This window comes from Sphingobacterium chuzhouense, assembly GCF_014692525.1.
Taxonomy (GTDB): Bacteria; Bacteroidota; Bacteroidia; order Sphingobacteriales; family Sphingobacteriaceae; genus Sphingobacterium; species Sphingobacterium chuzhouense.
This window is the reverse complement of the sequence record NZ_JACNYL010000001.1, coordinates 381,919-401,325: the sequence shown is the minus strand read 5'-3', so window position 1 is coordinate 401,325 and position 19,407 is coordinate 381,919. Positions and strand designations below refer to the sequence as shown.

Sequence of the window (19,407 nt, the reverse complement as noted above, 5' to 3'; positions counted from 1 at the left end):
GTGCTTTTCCTTATCTTTGTTCAATGGCATCATTTGAAGATTTCAAGCTCAATAAGCAATTGCAAAATGCGATTGTGGAAGCGGGCTACACTGTTCCTACGGAAATTCAACAAAAAGCAATCACACCTATTCTTGCGGGACAAGATGTAATGGGAATTGCACAAACAGGTACAGGGAAAACGGCTGCCTTTGTGTTGCCGATGCTCATGAAATTGAAATACGCGCAAGGGAATGATCCCCGCGCCTTGATTTTATCTCCCACGCGTGAGTTGGCGATGCAGATTGACGAACATATTCGTTTGTTTTCTACTTACCTCGATTTGCGTACCGTGTTGTTATATGGCGGTTTAGGGCCTAAAACACAAAAACAGCAATTAGCAAAAGGATGCGATATCATTGTAGCGACGCCAGGACGTTTCCTTGACCTTTATCTGGAAGGTGATATTAACACCAAATCCTTGAAATTTTTGGTGATGGACGAGGCCGATAAAATGATGGATATGGGCTTTATCGGTAAAATCCATCGGATACTGGAAGTCGTGCCGCGGAAACGGCAAAACCTTCTTTTCTCCGCTACCATGAGTGAACTCGTCCGCAAGATAGCAGGTGACTTTCTCGCGTTCCCCACAGTTATTGAAGTGACAGAACAGGCGACCCCAGCGCAGACCGTAACCCAAGCGCTTTATGAAGTGCCCAACTTAAAGACCAAGCTCAATCTCCTGCAACATCTTTTGAAAGATGATGAATCATTCCATCGAATTATCGTTTTCTGCAAAACAAAAACGGTTGCGGATAATGTTTTCCATTACCTAGAACGGAAATACGGACAGGAGCAGGTACGGGTTATTCATGCGAACAAAGGACAAAACACGCGTATAAATTCAATCAATGCCTTTAAGGAAGGGAGCATTCGCATTTTAGTTGCGACAGATGTCGCAGCTCGAGGTTTGGATGTCTCGAACGTAAGCCACGTGTTTAATTTTGACGTACCTATTGTCATTGAAGATTATGTGCATCGGATTGGTCGTACTGGGCGGGCGTTTAATCACGGTGACGCCATAACGTTTTGTAATCCGGCGGAGAAATATTACCTTGATAAGATCGAAAAACTTATCCGACAAAAAATCCCGGTATATCCTATTCCTGATGGAGTTTTTATTGAAAAAACAGACTTTCAGGAAGGTCAGGAGATAGCGCGTGAAATAGATAATCAAAAAAGAAAAGAAGATCCGGATTTTAAAGGGGCTTTTCATGAGAAAAAGCATGCGCCAAAAGATAATGGACGGACGAAAAAGGCATCAAGAGGGAAAACAACGAGCCATAAAGGAAAACCAAGTAAATTCAGGAAAAAATAATTGATGAAGCTTACGCCTTTAAATATTACGTTGGCCTGTGTGCTGGTTTGGGTAATTTCGGAAATGAATTTGGACACCGAAATGACGTTCTCCTGGGGCTGGCTAATCGCACTATGTGTAATTTTGTCGCTGGTAGATTTAGGATTTCGGATGATTTTTAAAGATCTAAAAAAGTTATGGTTTGCTCAGATTGCGTTTATATTGGTCGTTGGGATATTGATGGTGGTTATAAAGGTGGTATAATGAGTTATAAGATATTGAAAATATGAAACAAGCAGAAATAAAACTAAATGTCACGTTAGATGAACAAAACATTCCGGAGCGTATAGATTGGTCATCGACGGACGGGGAAACTTCCGAAGAAATGCCCTCAAAGGCGATGTTTTTGGCTCTTTGGGACGCGCAATATAAGAATTCTTTACGTATCGACCTTTGGACAAAGGATATGCCTTACGATGAAATGAAGCGTTTCTTCTATGAAACGTTGCAGACTTTGGGCGATTCTTTCCTACGTGCATCAGGGGGGGATCCTATGGCGGATAAAGTAATCGGTGACTTACGGGACTACTGCGCGCATTTTGCCGAAAAAATGGAAGTATTGGAGGAGGAAAAATGAACTATTTCTTAGTGAAATCCGAACCGTTTAAATATAGCTGGGAACAATTTAATAAAGACGGAGAAACGTTTTGGGATGGTGTGCGTAACTATCAAGCGCGAAACAATCTTAAAGCAATGAAAAAAGGGGACCTGGTGTTGTTTTATCATAGTAACGAAGGAAAAGAGGTCGTAGGCATTGCCAAGGTTGTCAAAGAATTTTATCAAGATCCGACTACGGAAGACGAACGTTGGGTAGTGGTAGATTTAGTGCCTGTCGAAACATTCAAAACGCCCGTAACGTTAGAAATGGTAAAAGCAGATCCGCTTTTGCAAGATATCGCATTGGTACGTCAAGGAAGGCTTTCGGTTATGCCACTGAAAGCGGAAGAATTTGATCGGATCGTAGAATTGGGGAACGGGTAAAATTAAAACAATAATTTTATCGTTGTTCCTGCACTATTTGTAGATTCTACCTCGATTGTACAGCCAATCGCCTTAGCGAGATCTCGTATCAGGTGCAATCCTAACCCCGATTTAATGCCCACAACCTCCTTGTCGTCGTACAAGGCACGGAATTTTTTGCTGTCGGCACCAGGACCATTATCCGTCACGGAAAGCAATACTCGTCCGTTTTCCTGCCGGGCTTCCCATATGATGGAAGGGTTTTCGGTCGTTGTAAATACATTTATGGCGTTGCTGGTTAGGTTTCTGACGATAGTCTTTAGATAATTCAAGTCTGTAAATATCTCGAGGTCATCCGGGTTATGATATGCAAAGTGAATATTTTGATACCCAGAAAAAACTTTTTTGTTATCCTCGAACAGTTGTTGTATTTGGATTTGTTTTGGTTCGGGTTTAAAGTTTTCCATTTGTCCTTTGCTCCATAGCAGCAGGTCTTCCATTGAAGCAAGTAGGTTTTCAGCTCCCGATATGGTCTTGCCTTGCAGACGTTCTTTTGTTTCTTTGTCCAGCAGTTCAGGGTTTTCGTTTTGTAAGTGTAAGAAGTGGATGAGATTGGCCACCGGACTACGGAGGTCGTGATTCAGTATGCTGAAAAACCGGGTTTTGACGCGGTTGGCCTGATCGAGTTCGGTATTCAGCAAATGGAGTTTTTCATTGTGTTTTTTCCGTTGTTTGCTTTGGTAGTACAATAATCCCCCAATGATGGTCAGGGCAAATATTCCGCCGATAAAAAACAAGCGCTGCCTGCGTACGTTCGCTATAGAAGCATCACGGACAGCGATTTCTTTTTCGTTCAGAAGGCGGATGGAGTCCTGCTGCTTTTCAAAACCATAGTTCATCTCCAGGCGGGTTAGTTCTTTGGTGTTTTCTTCGTTGAAGAGGCTGTCTTTGTAGGCGGTGTACATTTTGTAGTTTTCAAAAGCCCCTTTGTAATTGCCCTGCGCGCTGTCGGTACGTGCAAGTGCTTCGTACGTATCCCGGGTATTATCTGTCATCCCGATTTCTTTGCCTAACTGTAAACTTTTGTATAGCCATTTCTCGCTTTCCCGTAGTTCACCCAGCTTTTCGTAAACAAACCCTATGCTGGAATAGGTCATAGCCATTAGTTCTTTGTGCCCAATTTGCTCGCTTATTTTAAGTGATGCAAAAAGACTTTTCAATGCTTCCGCATAATTACCCTGTTTTCTATAAATTCCTCCTATGTTATTATACGAAAGGGCCTGTTCTCTTTTTGCGCCCACCTCTTCGCATATTCGCAATGCTGCCTGATGATTTTTCAGTGCTTCCGGATAATTATCCTGGTCGACATAAATATTCCCGATATTAATATAGCAGCTGGCAATCATTCGTTTATCATCAATGATTTCAAATATCTTCAATGCTGCCTGATGATTTTTCAGTGCTTCCCGGTAATTTCCCTGAATGCGGTAAATATTCCCTATATTGCCGTAAGTACTGGCTGTTCTGTTTTTATTCCCAATTTCTTCAAATATTTTTAGTGCGTTTAAAAAGAATTTCAATGCTTCGGGATAGTTGCCCTGTATGGCATAAACAATCCCGATATTCATGTGGGCACTGGCCATATTCGCTTTATTCTCCGTTTCTTCACTTATTTTCAGCAATGCCAAATGATTTTTCAATGCTTCCGGATAATTTCCCTGGTTGCTGTAAATAATTCCTATGCTGCTGTGGGCATCGGCCTCGCCCTTTTTAAATTGGGCTTTTCGGGCCACTAATAAGGCTTTTTCCGCCTGCTCCATAGCAATTTCATAATTCCCGAAACTGATGTTTTGCCTGCTCACTTCATTCAATATATTCACCTTTGTGGTATCGGTTTCTGCTTTTTCGAGTTCAGTAAGTAGGGAGTCAACCCGCTCCTGCCCCTGTTTTTGTGCATACAGGGAGATGGTAGATATTAGTAGCAATATGGTCAGTATATGTTTCATCGGTTTTTAATATAGTTCCAATTTTGTCATATCAACAATGATTTGATATTATCCTTAAAACTCCGACCTATCGGGATATTGATGTCGTTTGTCAACAATACCTCTTTGGCAGAAACCGATTTAATAAGATCCTTTCTGACGGCAAAGCTTCTATGGATGCGCACAAAATGATTGAAATGCAGTTCTTTTAATAGATTGCCTATACTAGACAATACGCAATGTTTCTTGTCTTCGGTTACCAGGAGTGTGTAATCTTTCAGTCCCTCCAGATACAACACATCGTGCAGAGCAACTTTGGTCTCCCGGTGCCCTTCGCGTATAAAGACATGATCGGTTCCAAGCATATTTTCATATAGGTGTGCTTTCTGTTGGATACTTAAAAAGGTTTGTAATCGTACTATACTCTCATCAAATCGCTGTAGCGAGATAGGTTTTATTATAAAATCTAACGTCTCCACCGAGAAGCTATCCAAAGCATACTCAGGATGTGAGGTGATGAAAATACAAACCGGAACTTCCTGAATCATCCTGCGAAACGAAATTCCGTCCATGCCATTCATATCGATATCCAGAAAAACAACATCTATTTGGTCGAAATCACCATTAGACAAAGCTTCTTCCGCATTTTCGAATACTCCTACAAGGCATAATTGCTCATATCGCTTTACAAAAGAAACGATCATCAGGCGATCTATCTCGTCATCATCTACAACGATGCAATTGAAGGGTTTCATAACAATTATTCCATATAAAGATAAGGTTTACAGACATATAAATATAGTATTTGTAATTAAAAAGATGTCGTTCGTCTATTAAAAATGTCGTTTGTCTATAGGTAATAGTGTCGAGGTAGGGGAAGATTTAATTTAGTAGAAAGATAAGGGAGAAGAGATTCAAACAATATCCGTGTAATCAAAAAATATCAATTATGAAAACGTTTAACATAAACATCAGCAAATTATTATTCGTCGGGATGACCTGCGTGCTATTTATAGTTACGTCTTGCAAAAAAGGAGATATCGGTCCGGAAGGTCCACAAGGTGAACAAGGTATTCGTGGTGAAAAAGGCGAGGATGGAACAACCATATACAATGGTACGGTTGTTCCTCCGGCAGATTTGGGTCGTGTTGGGGATTTCTACTTCCGTACGTCCAACTCCAATTTCTACGGACCTAAGACAGCAGAAGGCTGGGGCACGCCGACTAGCTTGCGCGGTCCTACTGGGGCAGCCGGGGCGAAGATATTAAGTGGCACGACTGTACCAGCCGCTAATGTCGGTGCGGTAGGAGACTTCTACCTGCGTACCTCCAACGCTGCGCTGTACGGCCCCAAGGCTGCCAGCGGTTGGCCGACGACGTTTGTCAATCTGCGTGGTCCCAAAGGTTCTGCCGGTACAGCTAATGTGATTTACAGTGGATGGATGTCTTTTCCCCAAGCTGAACGGGATACCTTGATTGATGGGACAAATCTAAAAGTCAACCATATTGCAGCTTCTCCGTTGACCCAGACCATCATCGATAATGGAATGATTCAGGTGTACATGCGGTTTGGAACCACGGTGCTTACGTTACCCTACACCTCCCGCGCGGGCGCAAGACCCAATACTGTCAGTTTCGTTCCCCGTGCAGGACGTCTGTTGCTGACCCGTTTTACACATGACAACACGCAACCGTACCTCGGGTTTGGAACCGTACAATTCCGGTATGTTTTGATTCCGGGAGGCGTACGAGCAAATGCAAATATAGACTTGAAAGATTATAACCAAGTAAAGAGGGTATTCCAGATTCCAGACTAGGTTAATGTTAACAACAACAAATAAAACATGATGAATACGAATATAACAATCCGGACAGTTTTCGCAGGACTGCTTTTTATGTGCATGATATTAGGTTGCACCAAAGAGGGCGATGTAGGCCCTCGCGGTGAAGACGGTATGCATGGTGTCGACGGTGAGGACGGCACACGTATCTACACCGGTAGTGCGGCACCTACCGCTGACATCGGAGACATCGGCGATTTTTATTTCCGCACCAGCAACAGTGATTTCTACGGACCTAAATCCGATGCCGGATGGGGAACAGCTACGAACCTGCGTGGAGCTACCGGTGCAACGGGGGCACAGGGATCCCAAGGTCCCGCCGGAGCAGCCGGCTCGAGGATTCTGAGCGGCATAGCTGTTCCTACGACAGGAACAGGCGCTGTCGGAGACTTTTACTTCCGCACAACCACCGCTGATTTTTATGGTCCCAAGGCTGCCTCAGGTTGGGGCACACCGATTAATCTTAAAGGTGTGAAAGGCGATGATGGATCTAGAATATACAGCGGAACAGCGGTTCCGGCAACTTCATTAGGGAATGTCGGCGATTTTTATTTCCGAACCAATACAAGCGACTTTTATGGCCCTAAAACGGCGTCAAGCTGGGGAATGCCCACTAATTTAAGAGGTGCAACAGGCGCTACCGGAGCACAAGGACCAGCCGGCACGCCGGGATCGAAAATCTTAAGTGGGGCGTCGGCACCGGCTACAAGCCTCGGCGCAATCGGAGATTATTATATCCATACCGGAACAGCCAATCTCTACGGACCTAAAACTGCATCGGGATGGGGAAGCCCAATCGTGAACCTTCGAGCGCCACAAAATGACGTGATATATAGTGAGTGGTTAGTTCCCGAGGGATTAGCGCAGAATTCCCGAACAGGAGACATATCCGGCTCCATATATGTCTCGCAACTATCGCTAGTTAACGCTCTCTATGACAATGCTGCCATCAACGTTTACATGCAAGAAAATATAACTAATAATCCGACCAGTCCGGACTATTATATCAGCCAGCTAAACTGTAAAGGTGTTTGGGCATACTGGGCTGATTTCAGTTACCGTATCAACCAAAGTAATCATACTATTCTCTTACTTATTACGAATACCGGCTTCGATATCGGCACCGCCCATGTCCGTGATAACATTCGTTTCCGGTACGTCATCATCCCGGGTAACAGCATAGCGCCACCAGATAATAGGGCTTCAAATCGTAATAATCATGTAACACCTTATATGGTTAAACAAGATTATAATGAGCTAAAAAACCATTACAACATACCAGATTGATTGGTTGCACTGATTTTCAACAATGAAAAAGTTTGTTTATATCGTGATGTTTATTGGGTTAGGACTAAGTCTTGGGCAGCTCGCTGCCCAAGACTTTACGAACATCGCACAACAAAAACCTGTTGCTTTTAACGGGCATGTCAGCGTAAGGGGATTGTACTACAATGCTAGTGGGATTCCTAACCGGATGGATCCGTACAATTATGTGCTAAGTGGGTCGCCTACGCTGTCGATATACGGCTGGACGATCCCGACGAGCTTCACTTTCAGCAAGCAGGAGCGCAATTTCCAGCAACCTTTTAATCAATATGGACTAAGCCCCACTTATAAGTGGTTAACCCTGCATGCGGGATATCGCAATGTAACCTTTTCGCCCTATACCTTGGCTGGACATACCATGCTGGGGGGTGGATTCGAGATCAATCCGGGGAAATTACGCATCGGTATGATGTATGGTCGGCTCAATCGCGCGACAGTGATCGACACGACCTCTATGTCTTTAGTCCCATATTCCTTCAGCCGGAAAGGCTTAGCCGCAAAAATAGGTTATGGATCCGCTACCAACTACATCGACCTCAGCTTTCTGCACGCCCGGGACGATAGCACGAGCATGCCGGGAGATTTGGCTATCTTTGAGAACCAGATCAAACCTGCTGCCAATTCTGTATTGGCTTATGCGACAAAATTCACCTTGTTTAAGCGTTTTTTTGTAGAAAGCGATGGAGCGATTAGTTTACTGACCCGCGACCTCAATTCGACATTGACGCTGGATTCCATTCCTGACAAGACCTTACGCAATCTCGCTGGACTGCTCGATATCAATGGTAGTTCCGAATGGTTTCTAGCATTCAATGCCGGAGTCGGTTATCAAGGTAAAAACTACGCCATCAAGACCAATTACCGGCGTATCGAACCGGGATTCACGTCCATGGGTGCTTATTTTTTCAATAACGATATTGAAAACCTGACCATCAGCCCCTCGTATAATCACCCGAGTGGAAAGTTTCGGGCCAATGTGAGCTTCGGTCTGGAACAAGATAATATCCGCCTACAGAAAGAAGCCACCTCCCGACGGGTAATAGCATCTGGATTAATATCGGGCGAACTAACGTCACAACTGGGATTAGATGTCAATTTCAATAATTTCTCTAACAACCAACGACCGAATACCCTGCGCTTTGCCGATTCGCTCAAAATTGTACAGACAACCCGGACGATCGGTATCATGCCTCGTTATAGCCTACAGCAGACAGACAAGATACAGATCTTTCTGCTTTCCGCTAATATCAGTAGTATGAACGATTACAACAGCTACTTTGACAACAACCCGGATGTTCCCAGTAGGGATATCACCACCAGTCAATACCTGCTCAACTATACTATTTCATTTCCACAAAAGAGACTCTCGCTCAGCTCTTCACTCAGCTACACTAATCTCAACAGTGAAGCGATGACCAACAGCTATCGAGGAATTACCCTTGGCGCAAATTACGCCTTTGCAAACAACAAGTTGACCACGGGGATAAATAGTAGCATCATGCAGGGGAAAAGCCAAGGGAACAAAAGCTTGATCTTCAACGGGTCAGCTAATATCGGATACACGATCAATAAATGGCAATCACTGCGTGCGATGATGTATTTCACCAAGAACAATCCCGGAAGTGCCATCACCGGAGGAAGTCCCTCTTTTTCGGAGACCCGGGGAGAACTAGCTTACCAATTCAATTTTGGACTATGAAAGCACACAGCATATACAAGATATTCGTGATGCTAGCCCCCATGCTATTGTGGGCCGAAGCATTGTTGGCACAAGTACAGATTACGACGCACGTACTGCCGCCCTATCAGAGCAGGATTGCAGATTACGTGTCTCGTCCCGAGCTCATGTTGGTGACGGTGACCAACACAACCACACAAGAGCTGAATATACAACTGACGGCGAAGATCACCGGTGACAACGGTATCTCGGCTTGGGTCAAACCGGGTTACCGGAGCCCCAATCCGATCGTACTAGGCCCTAATCAAACGGCAAGCTTGAACGGAAGCGATATTGCCTTTCTTTTTGATGTCAACACCATCGAATATACCGGTATTAGCCGATCAGATATGACGCGTGGACTGGGGCTATTGGAGGGTAACTACACGCTTTGTATCCGGGCGTTGGATTACCAGACCATGCAGCCCATGAGCCCCAATGAACCGATTGGCTGTACTATGTTCAGGATTTCCGATCTGGAACCGCCGCGCATTCTGATGCCGATGCATCAGCAGACGGTCAGTACAAGGGGAGTGCAAGCCATGCCTATTACCTGGGCTACTCCTCCGGGCTCTTCGCCTCACATCCAATACAAGGTGAAAATTGTGGAAATGGTTGTGCCGAGAGATCCCAACGATGCTATCCAGTCCACGCCACCTATTTACGAAGAAACGGTCAATGGCAATAGCCTGCTTTACGGACCGGCACATCCCACCCTGATTCGTGGCCGCCAATACGCCATGATTGTGCAGGCGGTGGATCCGAGTGGTATGTCATTTTTCCGGAACAAGGGGATGAGTGAGGCCATTGCCTTTACCTATGGCGATCCCATCAAAGCACCTGTTATTATGAATCCGAGCCACAACAGTGAATTTACCGGTGCCCAACAGCTCCGATTCGATTGGAACGCAGATTTTGAAACTCCCCCTAACACCCGGTACACTGTCCGACTGTTCGAAATGGCAGATTCCGCGGGGCAAGCTATATCGGCGCAGCCATTGATAACGTCCACGGTCGCCAATGCGCAACAGCTTACCTACGATCCGGTAACGATGCCTGCACTGACAAAAGGGAGACGCTATCGTGTGCAAGTTACCGCTATGTCACCCCATGGGTCGGCTATGTTTGTCGATGAAGGGCAAAGTAGTCCGGTTGATTTTAGATATGGTGCTGAATTGGCACATCTAGATACCGCCGGCAAGCAAGAGACGACCATCCGGGGAAGGTTGGTGTACCGATTCAAAGGAGACCCATTAGGTGCAACCTATCCGATAGCCAACCAAGAGGTATACCTATCCAAAGTCTATGGGATTGCCAATATCGATGAATACGGTATCAGCAGCATTGCCGATCCTTCGATGGTGGTGACCCAGGCATTGCAAAGAGAGGATATGATGAACGGCGAATCTGTGATGACGGATGCGGATGGTAATTTTGAGCTTAAAATTTATATGTCATCTCTTGACAGCGCAGGTGTTATCCCGACTGAAAAATGGGAAGAAAATGTCAACCTCGGAAGGAATCAAGTCATACACGGCCTGATGATGAGGCAAAATCAAGAGATTGGAAAGTTGAAAGGACAATTAGGGGTTTACTATAAGGTGAAGGTCAATAATCCGCACTTTCTCCAAAGTCAGGAATACCTGCAGATTCAGCCCGGAGCGGTCAGGGATTTGGATGATGTCATGATCGATGCCAATAGCTACTCGCTGTCCATTAATGTGCGGGAAGTATTCAATGGTCTCGAAGGAGATTATGTGTCCGGTGCCAAAATACGTCTTTATCGTGAACGCCGGTTCAAAGAAGACAAGACCTACGGTATACCGCTATATGAAGGTGATATTACAAATGAATCGACCCTGCTATCGGCACTGTCTGACGACAAGGTGCTGATTGCGGAGCGCACCACACCGGAGCTGACCAACAAAAAATCTGCTGAAGCGGCAAGGATAGTTTTTAATAATCTATTTAAGAACCTTCCCGCCGATGCTTATCAATACAAACTAGAGCTGGTCGATGGTAGCTTTGTGGTCCGGGAAATGAACTTTTCGACAGCTGTCAATGCGGTAAGCAAAACTGGTCATACCAATACGACTGCTACTGATGCAAAGACTAATACAAACAACCTCAGCGCGCTATCAGGTATTCAAAAAGCACCCGAAGTGTCCTTCGATATGAATAAGTTGATCCAAGACGTAGCAACGAACAACAACAAGGATCCAAAAGCTGTACAGACGTCCAATACGCGAGGATTGAACGGCATCCCGACGAAAGCCGCTTTGGGTTCCTTATATGGACACCGGGAAACACCCCGTAATTACACGGCAAGCAAGTGGACGGACTATGGTTATCGTGATCGGCCCGAAATAGCCTACTTGACGTTAAAAAAGGAACTGCATACACCGCCGCGCACGAAGGTAACCGGAAAGCTTAACTACGCCTTTAAGAATATGAAAGGTGTGCCCGAGCAACCTTATGCCAATATGAAAGTCAAGCTGATGGTCTTCTATGAGTACCAGAAACAAAATACGTCCAATACAAACAATACGACGATGCAGGTTGCGGCCGGTGCAACCAATTTCTATACACTATCCGCTATGGTCAACCTTAATGGAACACCCGCCAAGCTCGCAACGGGCAACACCGTGTTTATCAATGGTAAGGACGTAGCAGATAATGGTAAAGTGCTACAAACTGTTACGACCGATGCGCAGGGTAATTTTGAATTTGATTTCCCAAACAGTGATCTAAATGGAACGTATGAAAGTGGCGTGCTCACAAATGGCATGAGCGGAGATTTGTATGGCGCTAGTGATGTCACATTTCGACGGGTTTACCGTATCGTTCCGGATGAGCCGTATTACTGCGCGCTCGATGAGAATGTGATTGTACAGCCGTGGGAGAGCAAAGACATGGGGACGCTGGTATCTTTTGTCCGGACATACAACCTAAGGGTCAATGTGTCTAAGGTGGATAAAGCCGTTAACCCGACAAGTGCAACGGCTTTTCCTCATGTGCCCGTTGCCCTCTATCGGGATATCGATGCCAAAGCAAAGGCCGCGTTACCAACCATTCCCGGCCTAGATCTCCATCAAAGTGGCGTCAGCCCCCATTCGGGATTGCCGAATAGCGGTATTACCTCTGCTATACAAGGCGTGACCACGTCCGACCCTGCTCCTTGGACAAACGCGGGTCAATTCGCGAGCCTGTCAGCCCAGGGCATCAAAGGGCCAAACCTATCGGGTGATCGTGAGCCGAACAAGCCGATAGGTACCCAGAGCCAAGCGTCGACTGGAAAGAGAAATATCACTGCCATGGCAGCCATGTACACTCCTAATGTCAATGCGACATTTACAGGTGTGGTGATTAACAATGGAATGGTACAAAATGTAACCAACAATGGGCTTTCCGCACTGTATAGTTATACCAAAGTCAGGGACATGGTATACAGCACTGAGACATCCAACAACAGCTATGTTCTTTTTGAAAATGTGGTGACGCTCCCCGCCAATAAACCTGGTTACAAGGATAGCTATGTTTTCCATGCCGACAACAAGGGAAGGACAGACATGGTGACATTCGAAGGACTGATTCACAAGGTGAATCATCGTTCTAGTCGCATGAATATGGCATTAGAAAACGAAAAGAAAGCTATTCTCCCTCCGTTTGGCTATCAGATAAGTGATCAGGAGATTGTATTCAACCATGAATTTGATCCGAATGTAACACTGGATTACGCTCTCCGTCTGGTACCTAAACCAACGGCTATACGTGGGAGAGTCACCGATAAAACGACGACACTTGGCATTAAAGGCGTGCAGGTAAAGGCGCAAATCCTCATCAACGGCAAGACCTATCAAAATCAACGAGAAAATTTTCTGCTCGAAGATTGGGCAACTACGGACGAACAGGGATATTATAGCTTTGAATCATTAGCAAAGAGACTGGAATCTTTCAACCCCGAAGTGATCAATACAGGACGTATTTGTTATGGATGTAAAAATAATGTATCCATCTTGTCTGCCCCAGGATTCGAACGGCAGACCGAAGATAATTTACCCCTCATACCGCATGGCTTGTCTGGAGAGCAGATCAATGTTAATTTTGACCTGAATCCACTCGGTACGAATGCCTACGGCTACGTGATGGACGCGGAAACCAATAGGGGTGTCACGGCGAGAGTAAAGATGAAAGTCAATGGCAAATGGGTGGATACTTTTGCCGAACATGAGGGGAGTACGAATACAGGAACTGCGTATACCGGCCATGCTGTCACATTTGCAGCTAAGAATTTTGAAAATACCATCGTGGATACCAAAGCGAATCCCGGCAAAGCTACAACTATCGGAAAATACGGCAGCATACAGACTACAACTACCACGCAGGGACAAAATGCAACAGGTATTTCTACTGTCTTTAAGGTTAATTTGAACACCGGCAACAACCACGTGATACAAAGTGCGTTTAACTCGCCAAGCTACCAAAACGGAAATCTCCAAATTGTCAATGCGGCTACCAACCAGACGATTAACCAAGGTACGTTCAGCAGTACGGCGAGCCAGAGCCTAAGCACCGCCGTGAACGAGACGTTCATGGTCGGCACCCAGCTCATAGCCATCGGTCGGCAAAAATTTGTTATAGACCTGCCCACCCGTCCGGATTCTATCATCATCATGCCTTACGATCCGGCATATCTGACACTCACGGCGGCAGTCAATCCTTCGGGACCTGGCGCATTTCTCGGAGATTTCAAATTGCAAAAACGCAAGCATAAAATTAAGGTACGTGTTAAAACGACAGACGGGCGAACGGTACCAAATGCAAGTGTCTATATCGAGGGGGCAGGGGAAGAACACGTGAATACCAATGGCAGTGGAGAAGCCCGATTCGAGTTTGTTAACAATTCGAAGAGCAACTTCAATATCTATGTCAAAAACCGTGGTGTAGAAATAACGGCAAACGGGATGTATATGATGGTGCTCAATGGCATTCCATTTATACCAACCAGCAAAAACAATGTACACAGCGAGGATGACCTTCGAGAAAGGGTCGTCGATATCACCGTCATGCCGGCCGTCAAAATCACCGGAACAGTACGTTTTGCCCAAAGTGATACACCTGTCAAAGATGCCTTGGTCTATCTGGATCTCGGGCAAGGTTCCAATTCCGAAAGTCAGGCCTATACCAATGCCAATGGCAGATATGAGCTGCTGATACCCAAATATACCTTTTGGGATGGCGGTACTGGCACCCTAGAAGTTGCGTCTGCAAAAATAAAAGGCAGTTACCACGAGGATGCAAAAACCTATGTCGGAACCGAGCGGATGGTCAATATGGTTGCCGGCAGTAGTAGCATAAATGATATAGACCTTGTTATCACCGAGTTGGGCGATATCGATATAAGCAAGTTGTACGGTTTTGATTTCCGATTGGAAAAATACGAACAGAACGGTGAGGAATACACGGTCTCGGGCGAGGTCATCCAGGTAACCGAAAACGACAATTTCGCCTTACGCGCGTTGGCTGACAGACGATTGGCACTCAAAGTGTCCAATCTCAAAGTCCGCAAATCAAATCTGCGCAATGCGAGCAATATACCGATTGCTGTGCCTGTAACTGAACAGATTACATTTGTCAACCAAAAGACACAGATTCGAGCCTTTGAACACTACAATGCCGAATTGATGGGCGAATCGTCCGGTATCGTGCTTAACCGGCTATCTTCCGATAGCACCGGTACGATACAGGGGAAGGTTCGTCTGGTAGACAATTCGTTTAACTTCCCGACGAGCTACATGACCATCGAAAAGACGGACTTCTACTTAGGAAATTACGGCGATACGGATCGGACCAAAAAAATGGTTTTGGACGTATTCCGTACAGGAAACGAAGCACTGTCTAGTAAGTATTCCATCAGCAGAGATCGGGGAGAGGCTATCTCGTTCAAGTACCTCGGCTTTGACGGTGTCAGTGATACCAAAGATGATCGGGAATCCTTTATGGATAAAGAAGGAGTACATCTGTTCCTCACGCTCAACCCTAAGATACAAGGCGGACTCACGATCAGTATGGAAGCTGGTAAGGCACAGATTACCCATGATGGCATCCGGCCGCTTACCGGAATGGGGGAAGTAACGATTAACCTGGATAAATGGAAAATTGTCGCCAAGTCCTGGAATCTGGCGCCAAATTCCGGTGGTATCATCTTGAATAACAGTACGCTGTTTACCGGGCGTGCGGATATCGCACTGCGGAAAATCTCCATTATCCCTGGCGAATTGATATTCCACGATGCCGATCCCAATGATCTCCGGGATAAATTGTATCTGGGTGGTACGGCGAAAGTAAAACTGAACATGATGTCCGGTACCGAAGCGGTATTAATTTACGATCCGGATGTAGGACGGATTGCTGGTAAAGGACACTTTAAGTTTACACTAACGAACAGAAGCGGCGAAGCGGCTTATGTTAGTGGACTGGAGGGTATGACCCGATCAAGTGACAAAATTATATTTGAGTATGTATCTATATTGAGTAATGAGGAGGAACTTACTAGTTTCAAAAAGAATGCTGCGCCGATTACCTTGTACAATCAAGCATCGTTCCGTCCGGTTTCCTTTTTTAGTGCGACCGACCGCGTGGTGTTTACGGGTAGCACCAACCTACACATACCCAAGGCGCCGGACAATATCAACACGACTTTAAGCTATTATGCCGAAGATGGAGGTAGAAACAGAATGGTGATGTCACATCTGGATTTTTCCTTTATCGGCGATGGTGGAACGGAATTCCGAACAATCAGCAAGGGCAAAAACGACCAGCTGTTTAATGCGCAGGGATTGGGTATAGCCGGGGTTATCACCTTGCCAAAATCTGATCAGAAAATATATACCCATCTGGTCAGTATGGTGACGGATGAAGTGACAGGTCGAGTGGCTGCTGAAGTCAAAAAGCAAACAGAGATACTCCTCGGAAATTTTAAGAGTGAAGCCGAGAACTTTGCGGCCAATATGGTTGATGAGGTCTTGAACGATCCGGCGATATCGGGTATGCGTGATGAGATTATCGGCTTTTTGGATCAAGGACAGAGCACCTATGGTCAGGCGATGGCTATGGCGGAATCCGGTTCGCAGCTATTAGCTGACCTAGCGGGACGTATGCGGCTTGCCGGCCAAGGTCTTGGCGTAGTCAATTCGCTGATTGACGGCAATCCAATCGGTAGTATGATGCAGCTCAACGGCTTGATCGAAGGTGTCACCGGAATCAATGTGAAAGATGCCGCAGAGCAGAAAGTCAAGCAAGTCGCCATGCAAACGGTGAAAGCCGTTATGGAGGAACTACCGGTTGACAATCTTGCCGATGGATTGGCAGGAGGCAACGGTGGATTCTCGGGAAGTAAGTTTGACTTTGACTTCAAGAGCGGTCGTGTTACGGGAAGTCTCAGTATGCCCTTGTTGACGGCTGGTGTGGTTACATTAAATAACATACAGATTGAAATGCTGTTTGAACCCAAAGGCTGGTACTTCTTTGCCGGCGCAAAAGTAACGGCCCCGGTTCCTATCATATTCCCGGTGGATGTGGGGATCGGCATAGGTTATTATCCTGAGTTGACGCCACAGATCGAACAGCAGATGACCAGCAGGTCGTATGTTAAGAAATTGCCGTCGACGTTCCATTCGAACGGGCTAAGAGGCTTCTTGATAACTGGTAGACGGGATTTTCTACCGGAGTTTAAAATCAAATTCGGTGTAGGCGATTTTGCGGCTTTTGCGCTGGGTATACCCAATGTGGAAGTAGGTGCATCAGTAGGGTTGGACGCCCGTATCTACGGAAATTTTGCGGCCCGACATCAACAGATATCGATAGGAGCCATGCTATTTGCTCATGCATATGCCAAGGTCACCCACATCGGTTGCAGCATCAGCGGGGACGTACGTGCCGAAGTGGGGGTCAAAGCGACGTTTACCAATAGTAGCGACAACGGTTTTTCACTCGATGCCAAGGGATGCTTCTCCGCTGCGGTAGCTGCGGAACTCGATTGTACGCTTTTTTCGAAAGGCTTTGATATGGATGTCATGGGACTGTTGACCCTGTGCGTGGGCGGTGGATGTACCAAAGGCGTTGATTTCGAATTTACCAAAGGATCTGGAAGCTGTAGTAATAGTGATGCTTTTGATTATTAAATTTATACAGATGAAAAATATAGTTTGTTTTTTTAGTGTTATTTTGCTTTATGCAAATAGCTTGTCTGGGCAAGAGCAGGCCAGCGCCATCAACATGGTTAGCACGCCGAATGGCATCTACGCCGACCTGAACAATATGGACTTTGGTAACAAAAGCTATGTCGTGCTTCGGAAGGAGAATCAACAAGCTGAATACCAACCGGTCTTGCAGCACAATCCGGTTCGGTCGGCCAAGGAGCTGGCTAAGCGGATCAATGATCTGCTGTTCCATATGCCCGACTCCTCACCACTCTCGGATTCCACAGTCAATATGCTTTGGAGCTACTGGCATAATCAAGAGACGCAGATAGAATTTGTGACGGCGCCTGCTCCCCACCTCAAATTGTACGTCGGGCTAGCCTTTCTAGATACGTCGGTAGCGTTGGGTAAAAGCTATGATTATATTATCGAAAATGAAGACGGTGACCGGTACAGCGGATCTGTTGTCCACCGGTTAGATACGATTGATTTCGCTGCGATGCGGAGCTTTGATGTCGATCCGGGTGAGGGTTATCCCGAACTTCGGTTTCGTTCATCAATTGTAAACGGCGCACCCAGCTTTGAAATATACCGAAAGATAAGCGGTGGATTTGACGATTTTGAAAAGATCCATACGACCAAAGGGATGGTACTCAATGAAACGCAGGATTCTGTCATCTATTTTACGCAGGATACTACCGTCCTCCAGAGCGTGCGATATGATTATTTTATCCGAGGTAAAGACCTCATGGGTAATCTCGGTATAGCATCCGATACCGTATCGCTGCAGGTAGGGGGGAATCGTAATGTCAATGCTGGCTTTAATATCAATACGACCGCCGTAGACGGAGGTATTCGCATTACCTGGGATTCACTGGATCAGCGCTATGCACTACAAAATATTTTGATCTACAAAAGTGCGGACTACGATACCGGTTATGCGTTGTTGGCAACATTGCCCGTAACAGATACGGAATTTATCGACTATGATGTTATCGGTGGGGGTAACTACTATTATCAACTGTTAATCCAAGGTGAATCCAATATGTCGTTCGCCTCCGCTCGTACGTCGGGTTTATACCAAGGAGTGGTCAATCTCGTTCCTCCCCATTACGTACGGGGCGAAATCATCGACGATAAACCACAGCTGAGTTGGATGCACCAAGACAGCCTCAACGTAGCGGGTTACTATGTGTATCGGGCTGTAGGTCGCAACGGAGAATTACAACAGGTGAGCAACATGATTCCCTACGAAAAGGATAGCGTCACGACCTTTCTGGACAGTACAGCAACGGATGCTGGTGAAGTCATCTACTACGGCATTACAGCAGTATCCAAGACCCAGTCCTTAAGCCCGATGTCTGAACTGATTGCTATCAGTATCCCCGAGCATAAAGATAAAAGGATGTCCGCTCCCGATCAGTTGCAGGTTATCTGGATGGACAGAAACAGCGTGTTAATCACCTGGCGGGATATGGACAGGTGGGAGGGAAGTATCGACCGCTACAATATCTATCGAAAACCTAAAGATAGTGTGGAGTTTCCTGAAAAACCGGTTGCCACGGTCGAAATCAATGAATATGTGGATACCCTGCGGGCAAAAGATAGGTATGATTACGCGGTACAATCGGTCTCTATCCATGAAAACCAAAGCGCGTTGAGCACGCCTATCCATATCGAACGCATTCCCGAGAAGTTTCTACCGCCACTCAAGGTAAGAGTTATGGAAAATAAGGGGAAAGTGTACCTGACTTGGGATGGGAGCGAAGCACCTATACAGAAGTACCATATTTACCGTGTCGTCAACACGGAGCCACCGGTACTATACAAAACACTTGACGGAAACTTAACCGCCATCGAAGACACGGACATCAAACAAGGGAATAACTATCTCTACTATGTCGCCTGTGTCGACCAAGACGAGATGGAAAGCGATTGGAGCGAAGAAGTGATATATAGTCCCTGAAAGGACGATCTTTAAAAG

General features: G+C 45.9%; 11 protein-coding genes. 9 read left to right on the top strand and 2 right to left on the bottom strand.

Annotated features, from left to right (window positions below; genetic code table 11):
• Nucleotides 1-23: 23 nt before the first annotated feature.
• Genes H8B21_RS01725 through H8B21_RS01710 form a run of 4 tightly spaced genes read left to right on the top strand, consistent with a single transcriptional unit; the run spans nt 24 to nt 2,375 of the window.
• Nucleotides 24-1,355, top strand: coding sequence for a DEAD/DEAH box helicase (locus H8B21_RS01725; protein WP_190312064.1), 1,332 nt, complete (start codon nt 24-26; stop codon nt 1,353-1,355).
• A 3-nt stretch (nt 1,356-1,358) separates the two neighbouring features.
• Nucleotides 1,359-1,598, top strand: coding sequence for a hypothetical protein (locus H8B21_RS01720; protein ID WP_190312063.1), 240 nt, complete (start codon nt 1,359-1,361; stop codon nt 1,596-1,598).
• Nucleotides 1,599-1,620: 22 nt separating this feature from the next.
• Nucleotides 1,621-1,971, top strand: coding sequence for a gliding motility protein GldC (gene gldC / locus H8B21_RS01715; protein ID WP_165293748.1), 351 nt, complete (start codon nt 1,621-1,623; stop codon nt 1,969-1,971).
• Nucleotides 1,968-2,375 (top strand): EVE domain-containing protein, encoded by a 408-nt coding sequence (locus tag H8B21_RS01710; protein WP_190312062.1) that lies wholly within the window; start codon nt 1,968-1,970, stop codon nt 2,373-2,375. The genes gldC and H8B21_RS01710 overlap by 4 nt, the downstream gene beginning before the upstream one ends.
• A 2-nt stretch (nt 2,376-2,377) precedes the next feature.
• On the opposite strand, the gene H8B21_RS01705 is transcribed toward H8B21_RS01710, so the two are convergent.
• On the bottom strand, nt 2,378-4,360 hold the full coding sequence (locus H8B21_RS01705; protein WP_190312061.1) for a tetratricopeptide repeat-containing sensor histidine kinase: 1,983 nt from the start codon (nt 4,358-4,360) through the stop codon (nt 2,378-2,380).
• 26 nt (nt 4,361-4,386) lie between these two features.
• On the bottom strand, nt 4,387-5,094 hold the full coding sequence (locus H8B21_RS01700; RefSeq protein ID WP_190312060.1) for a LytR/AlgR family response regulator transcription factor: 708 nt from the start codon (nt 5,092-5,094) through the stop codon (nt 4,387-4,389).
• Between the two features lie 194 nt (nt 5,095-5,288).
• Here H8B21_RS01700 and H8B21_RS01695 point away from each other — a divergent pair, with 194 nt between their 5' ends.
• From H8B21_RS01695 to H8B21_RS01675, 5 genes are read left to right on the top strand one after another with little or no spacing between them, the layout of a single operon-like run.
• Nucleotides 5,289-6,155, top strand: coding sequence for a collagen-like domain-containing protein (locus H8B21_RS01695; protein ID WP_190312059.1), 867 nt, complete (start codon nt 5,289-5,291; stop codon nt 6,153-6,155).
• A 27-nt stretch (nt 6,156-6,182) separates the two neighbouring features.
• The gene (locus tag H8B21_RS01690; RefSeq protein ID WP_190312058.1) at nt 6,183-7,466 is read left to right on the top strand and encodes a collagen-like domain-containing protein; all 1,284 of its coding nucleotides are present in this window, start codon (nt 6,183-6,185) and stop codon (nt 7,464-7,466) included.
• 22 nt (nt 7,467-7,488) lie between these two features.
• Nucleotides 7,489-9,204, top strand: a complete 1,716-nt coding sequence (locus H8B21_RS01685) for a hypothetical protein (protein WP_190312057.1) — start codon at nt 7,489-7,491, stop codon at nt 9,202-9,204.
• Entirely contained in the window at nt 9,201-17,405 is an 8,205-nt protein-coding gene (locus H8B21_RS01680; protein WP_190312056.1) for a carboxypeptidase-like regulatory domain-containing protein, read from the top strand. The genes H8B21_RS01685 and H8B21_RS01680 overlap by 4 nt, the downstream gene beginning before the upstream one ends.
• A gap of 10 nt (nt 17,406-17,415) precedes the next feature.
• Nucleotides 17,416-19,389: a fibronectin type III domain-containing protein gene (locus H8B21_RS01675; RefSeq protein ID WP_190312055.1), complete on the top strand. Its 1,974-nt coding sequence runs from the start codon at nt 17,416-17,418 to the stop codon at nt 19,387-19,389.
• The last annotated feature ends 18 nt before the right edge of the window (nt 19,390-19,407 follow it).

What these genes read in the sequence shown, in the direction of transcription:
- H8B21_RS01680 (WP_190312056.1), top strand. Translation starts at nt 9,201, where the DNA reads ATGAAAGCACACAGCATATACAAGATATTCGTGATGCTAGCCCCCATG.
- H8B21_RS01700 (WP_190312060.1), bottom strand. Translation starts at nt 5,094, where the DNA reads ATGAAACCCTTCAATTGCATCGTTGTAGATGATGACGAGATAGATCGC.
- H8B21_RS01725 (WP_190312064.1), top strand. Translation starts at nt 24, where the DNA reads ATGGCATCATTTGAAGATTTCAAGCTCAATAAGCAATTGCAAAATGCG.
- H8B21_RS01690 (WP_190312058.1), top strand. Translation starts at nt 6,183, where the DNA reads ATGATGAATACGAATATAACAATCCGGACAGTTTTCGCAGGACTGCTT.
- H8B21_RS01695 (WP_190312059.1), top strand. Translation starts at nt 5,289, where the DNA reads ATGAAAACGTTTAACATAAACATCAGCAAATTATTATTCGTCGGGATG.
- gldC (WP_165293748.1), top strand. Translation starts at nt 1,621, where the DNA reads ATGAAACAAGCAGAAATAAAACTAAATGTCACGTTAGATGAACAAAAC.
- H8B21_RS01710 (WP_190312062.1), top strand. Translation starts at nt 1,968, where the DNA reads ATGAACTATTTCTTAGTGAAATCCGAACCGTTTAAATATAGCTGGGAA.
- H8B21_RS01685 (WP_190312057.1), top strand. Translation starts at nt 7,489, where the DNA reads ATGAAAAAGTTTGTTTATATCGTGATGTTTATTGGGTTAGGACTAAGT.
- H8B21_RS01705 (WP_190312061.1), bottom strand. Translation starts at nt 4,360, where the DNA reads ATGAAACATATACTGACCATATTGCTACTAATATCTACCATCTCCCTG.
- H8B21_RS01720 (WP_190312063.1), top strand. Translation starts at nt 1,359, where the DNA reads ATGAAGCTTACGCCTTTAAATATTACGTTGGCCTGTGTGCTGGTTTGG.
- H8B21_RS01675 (WP_190312055.1), top strand. Translation starts at nt 17,416, where the DNA reads ATGAAAAATATAGTTTGTTTTTTTAGTGTTATTTTGCTTTATGCAAAT.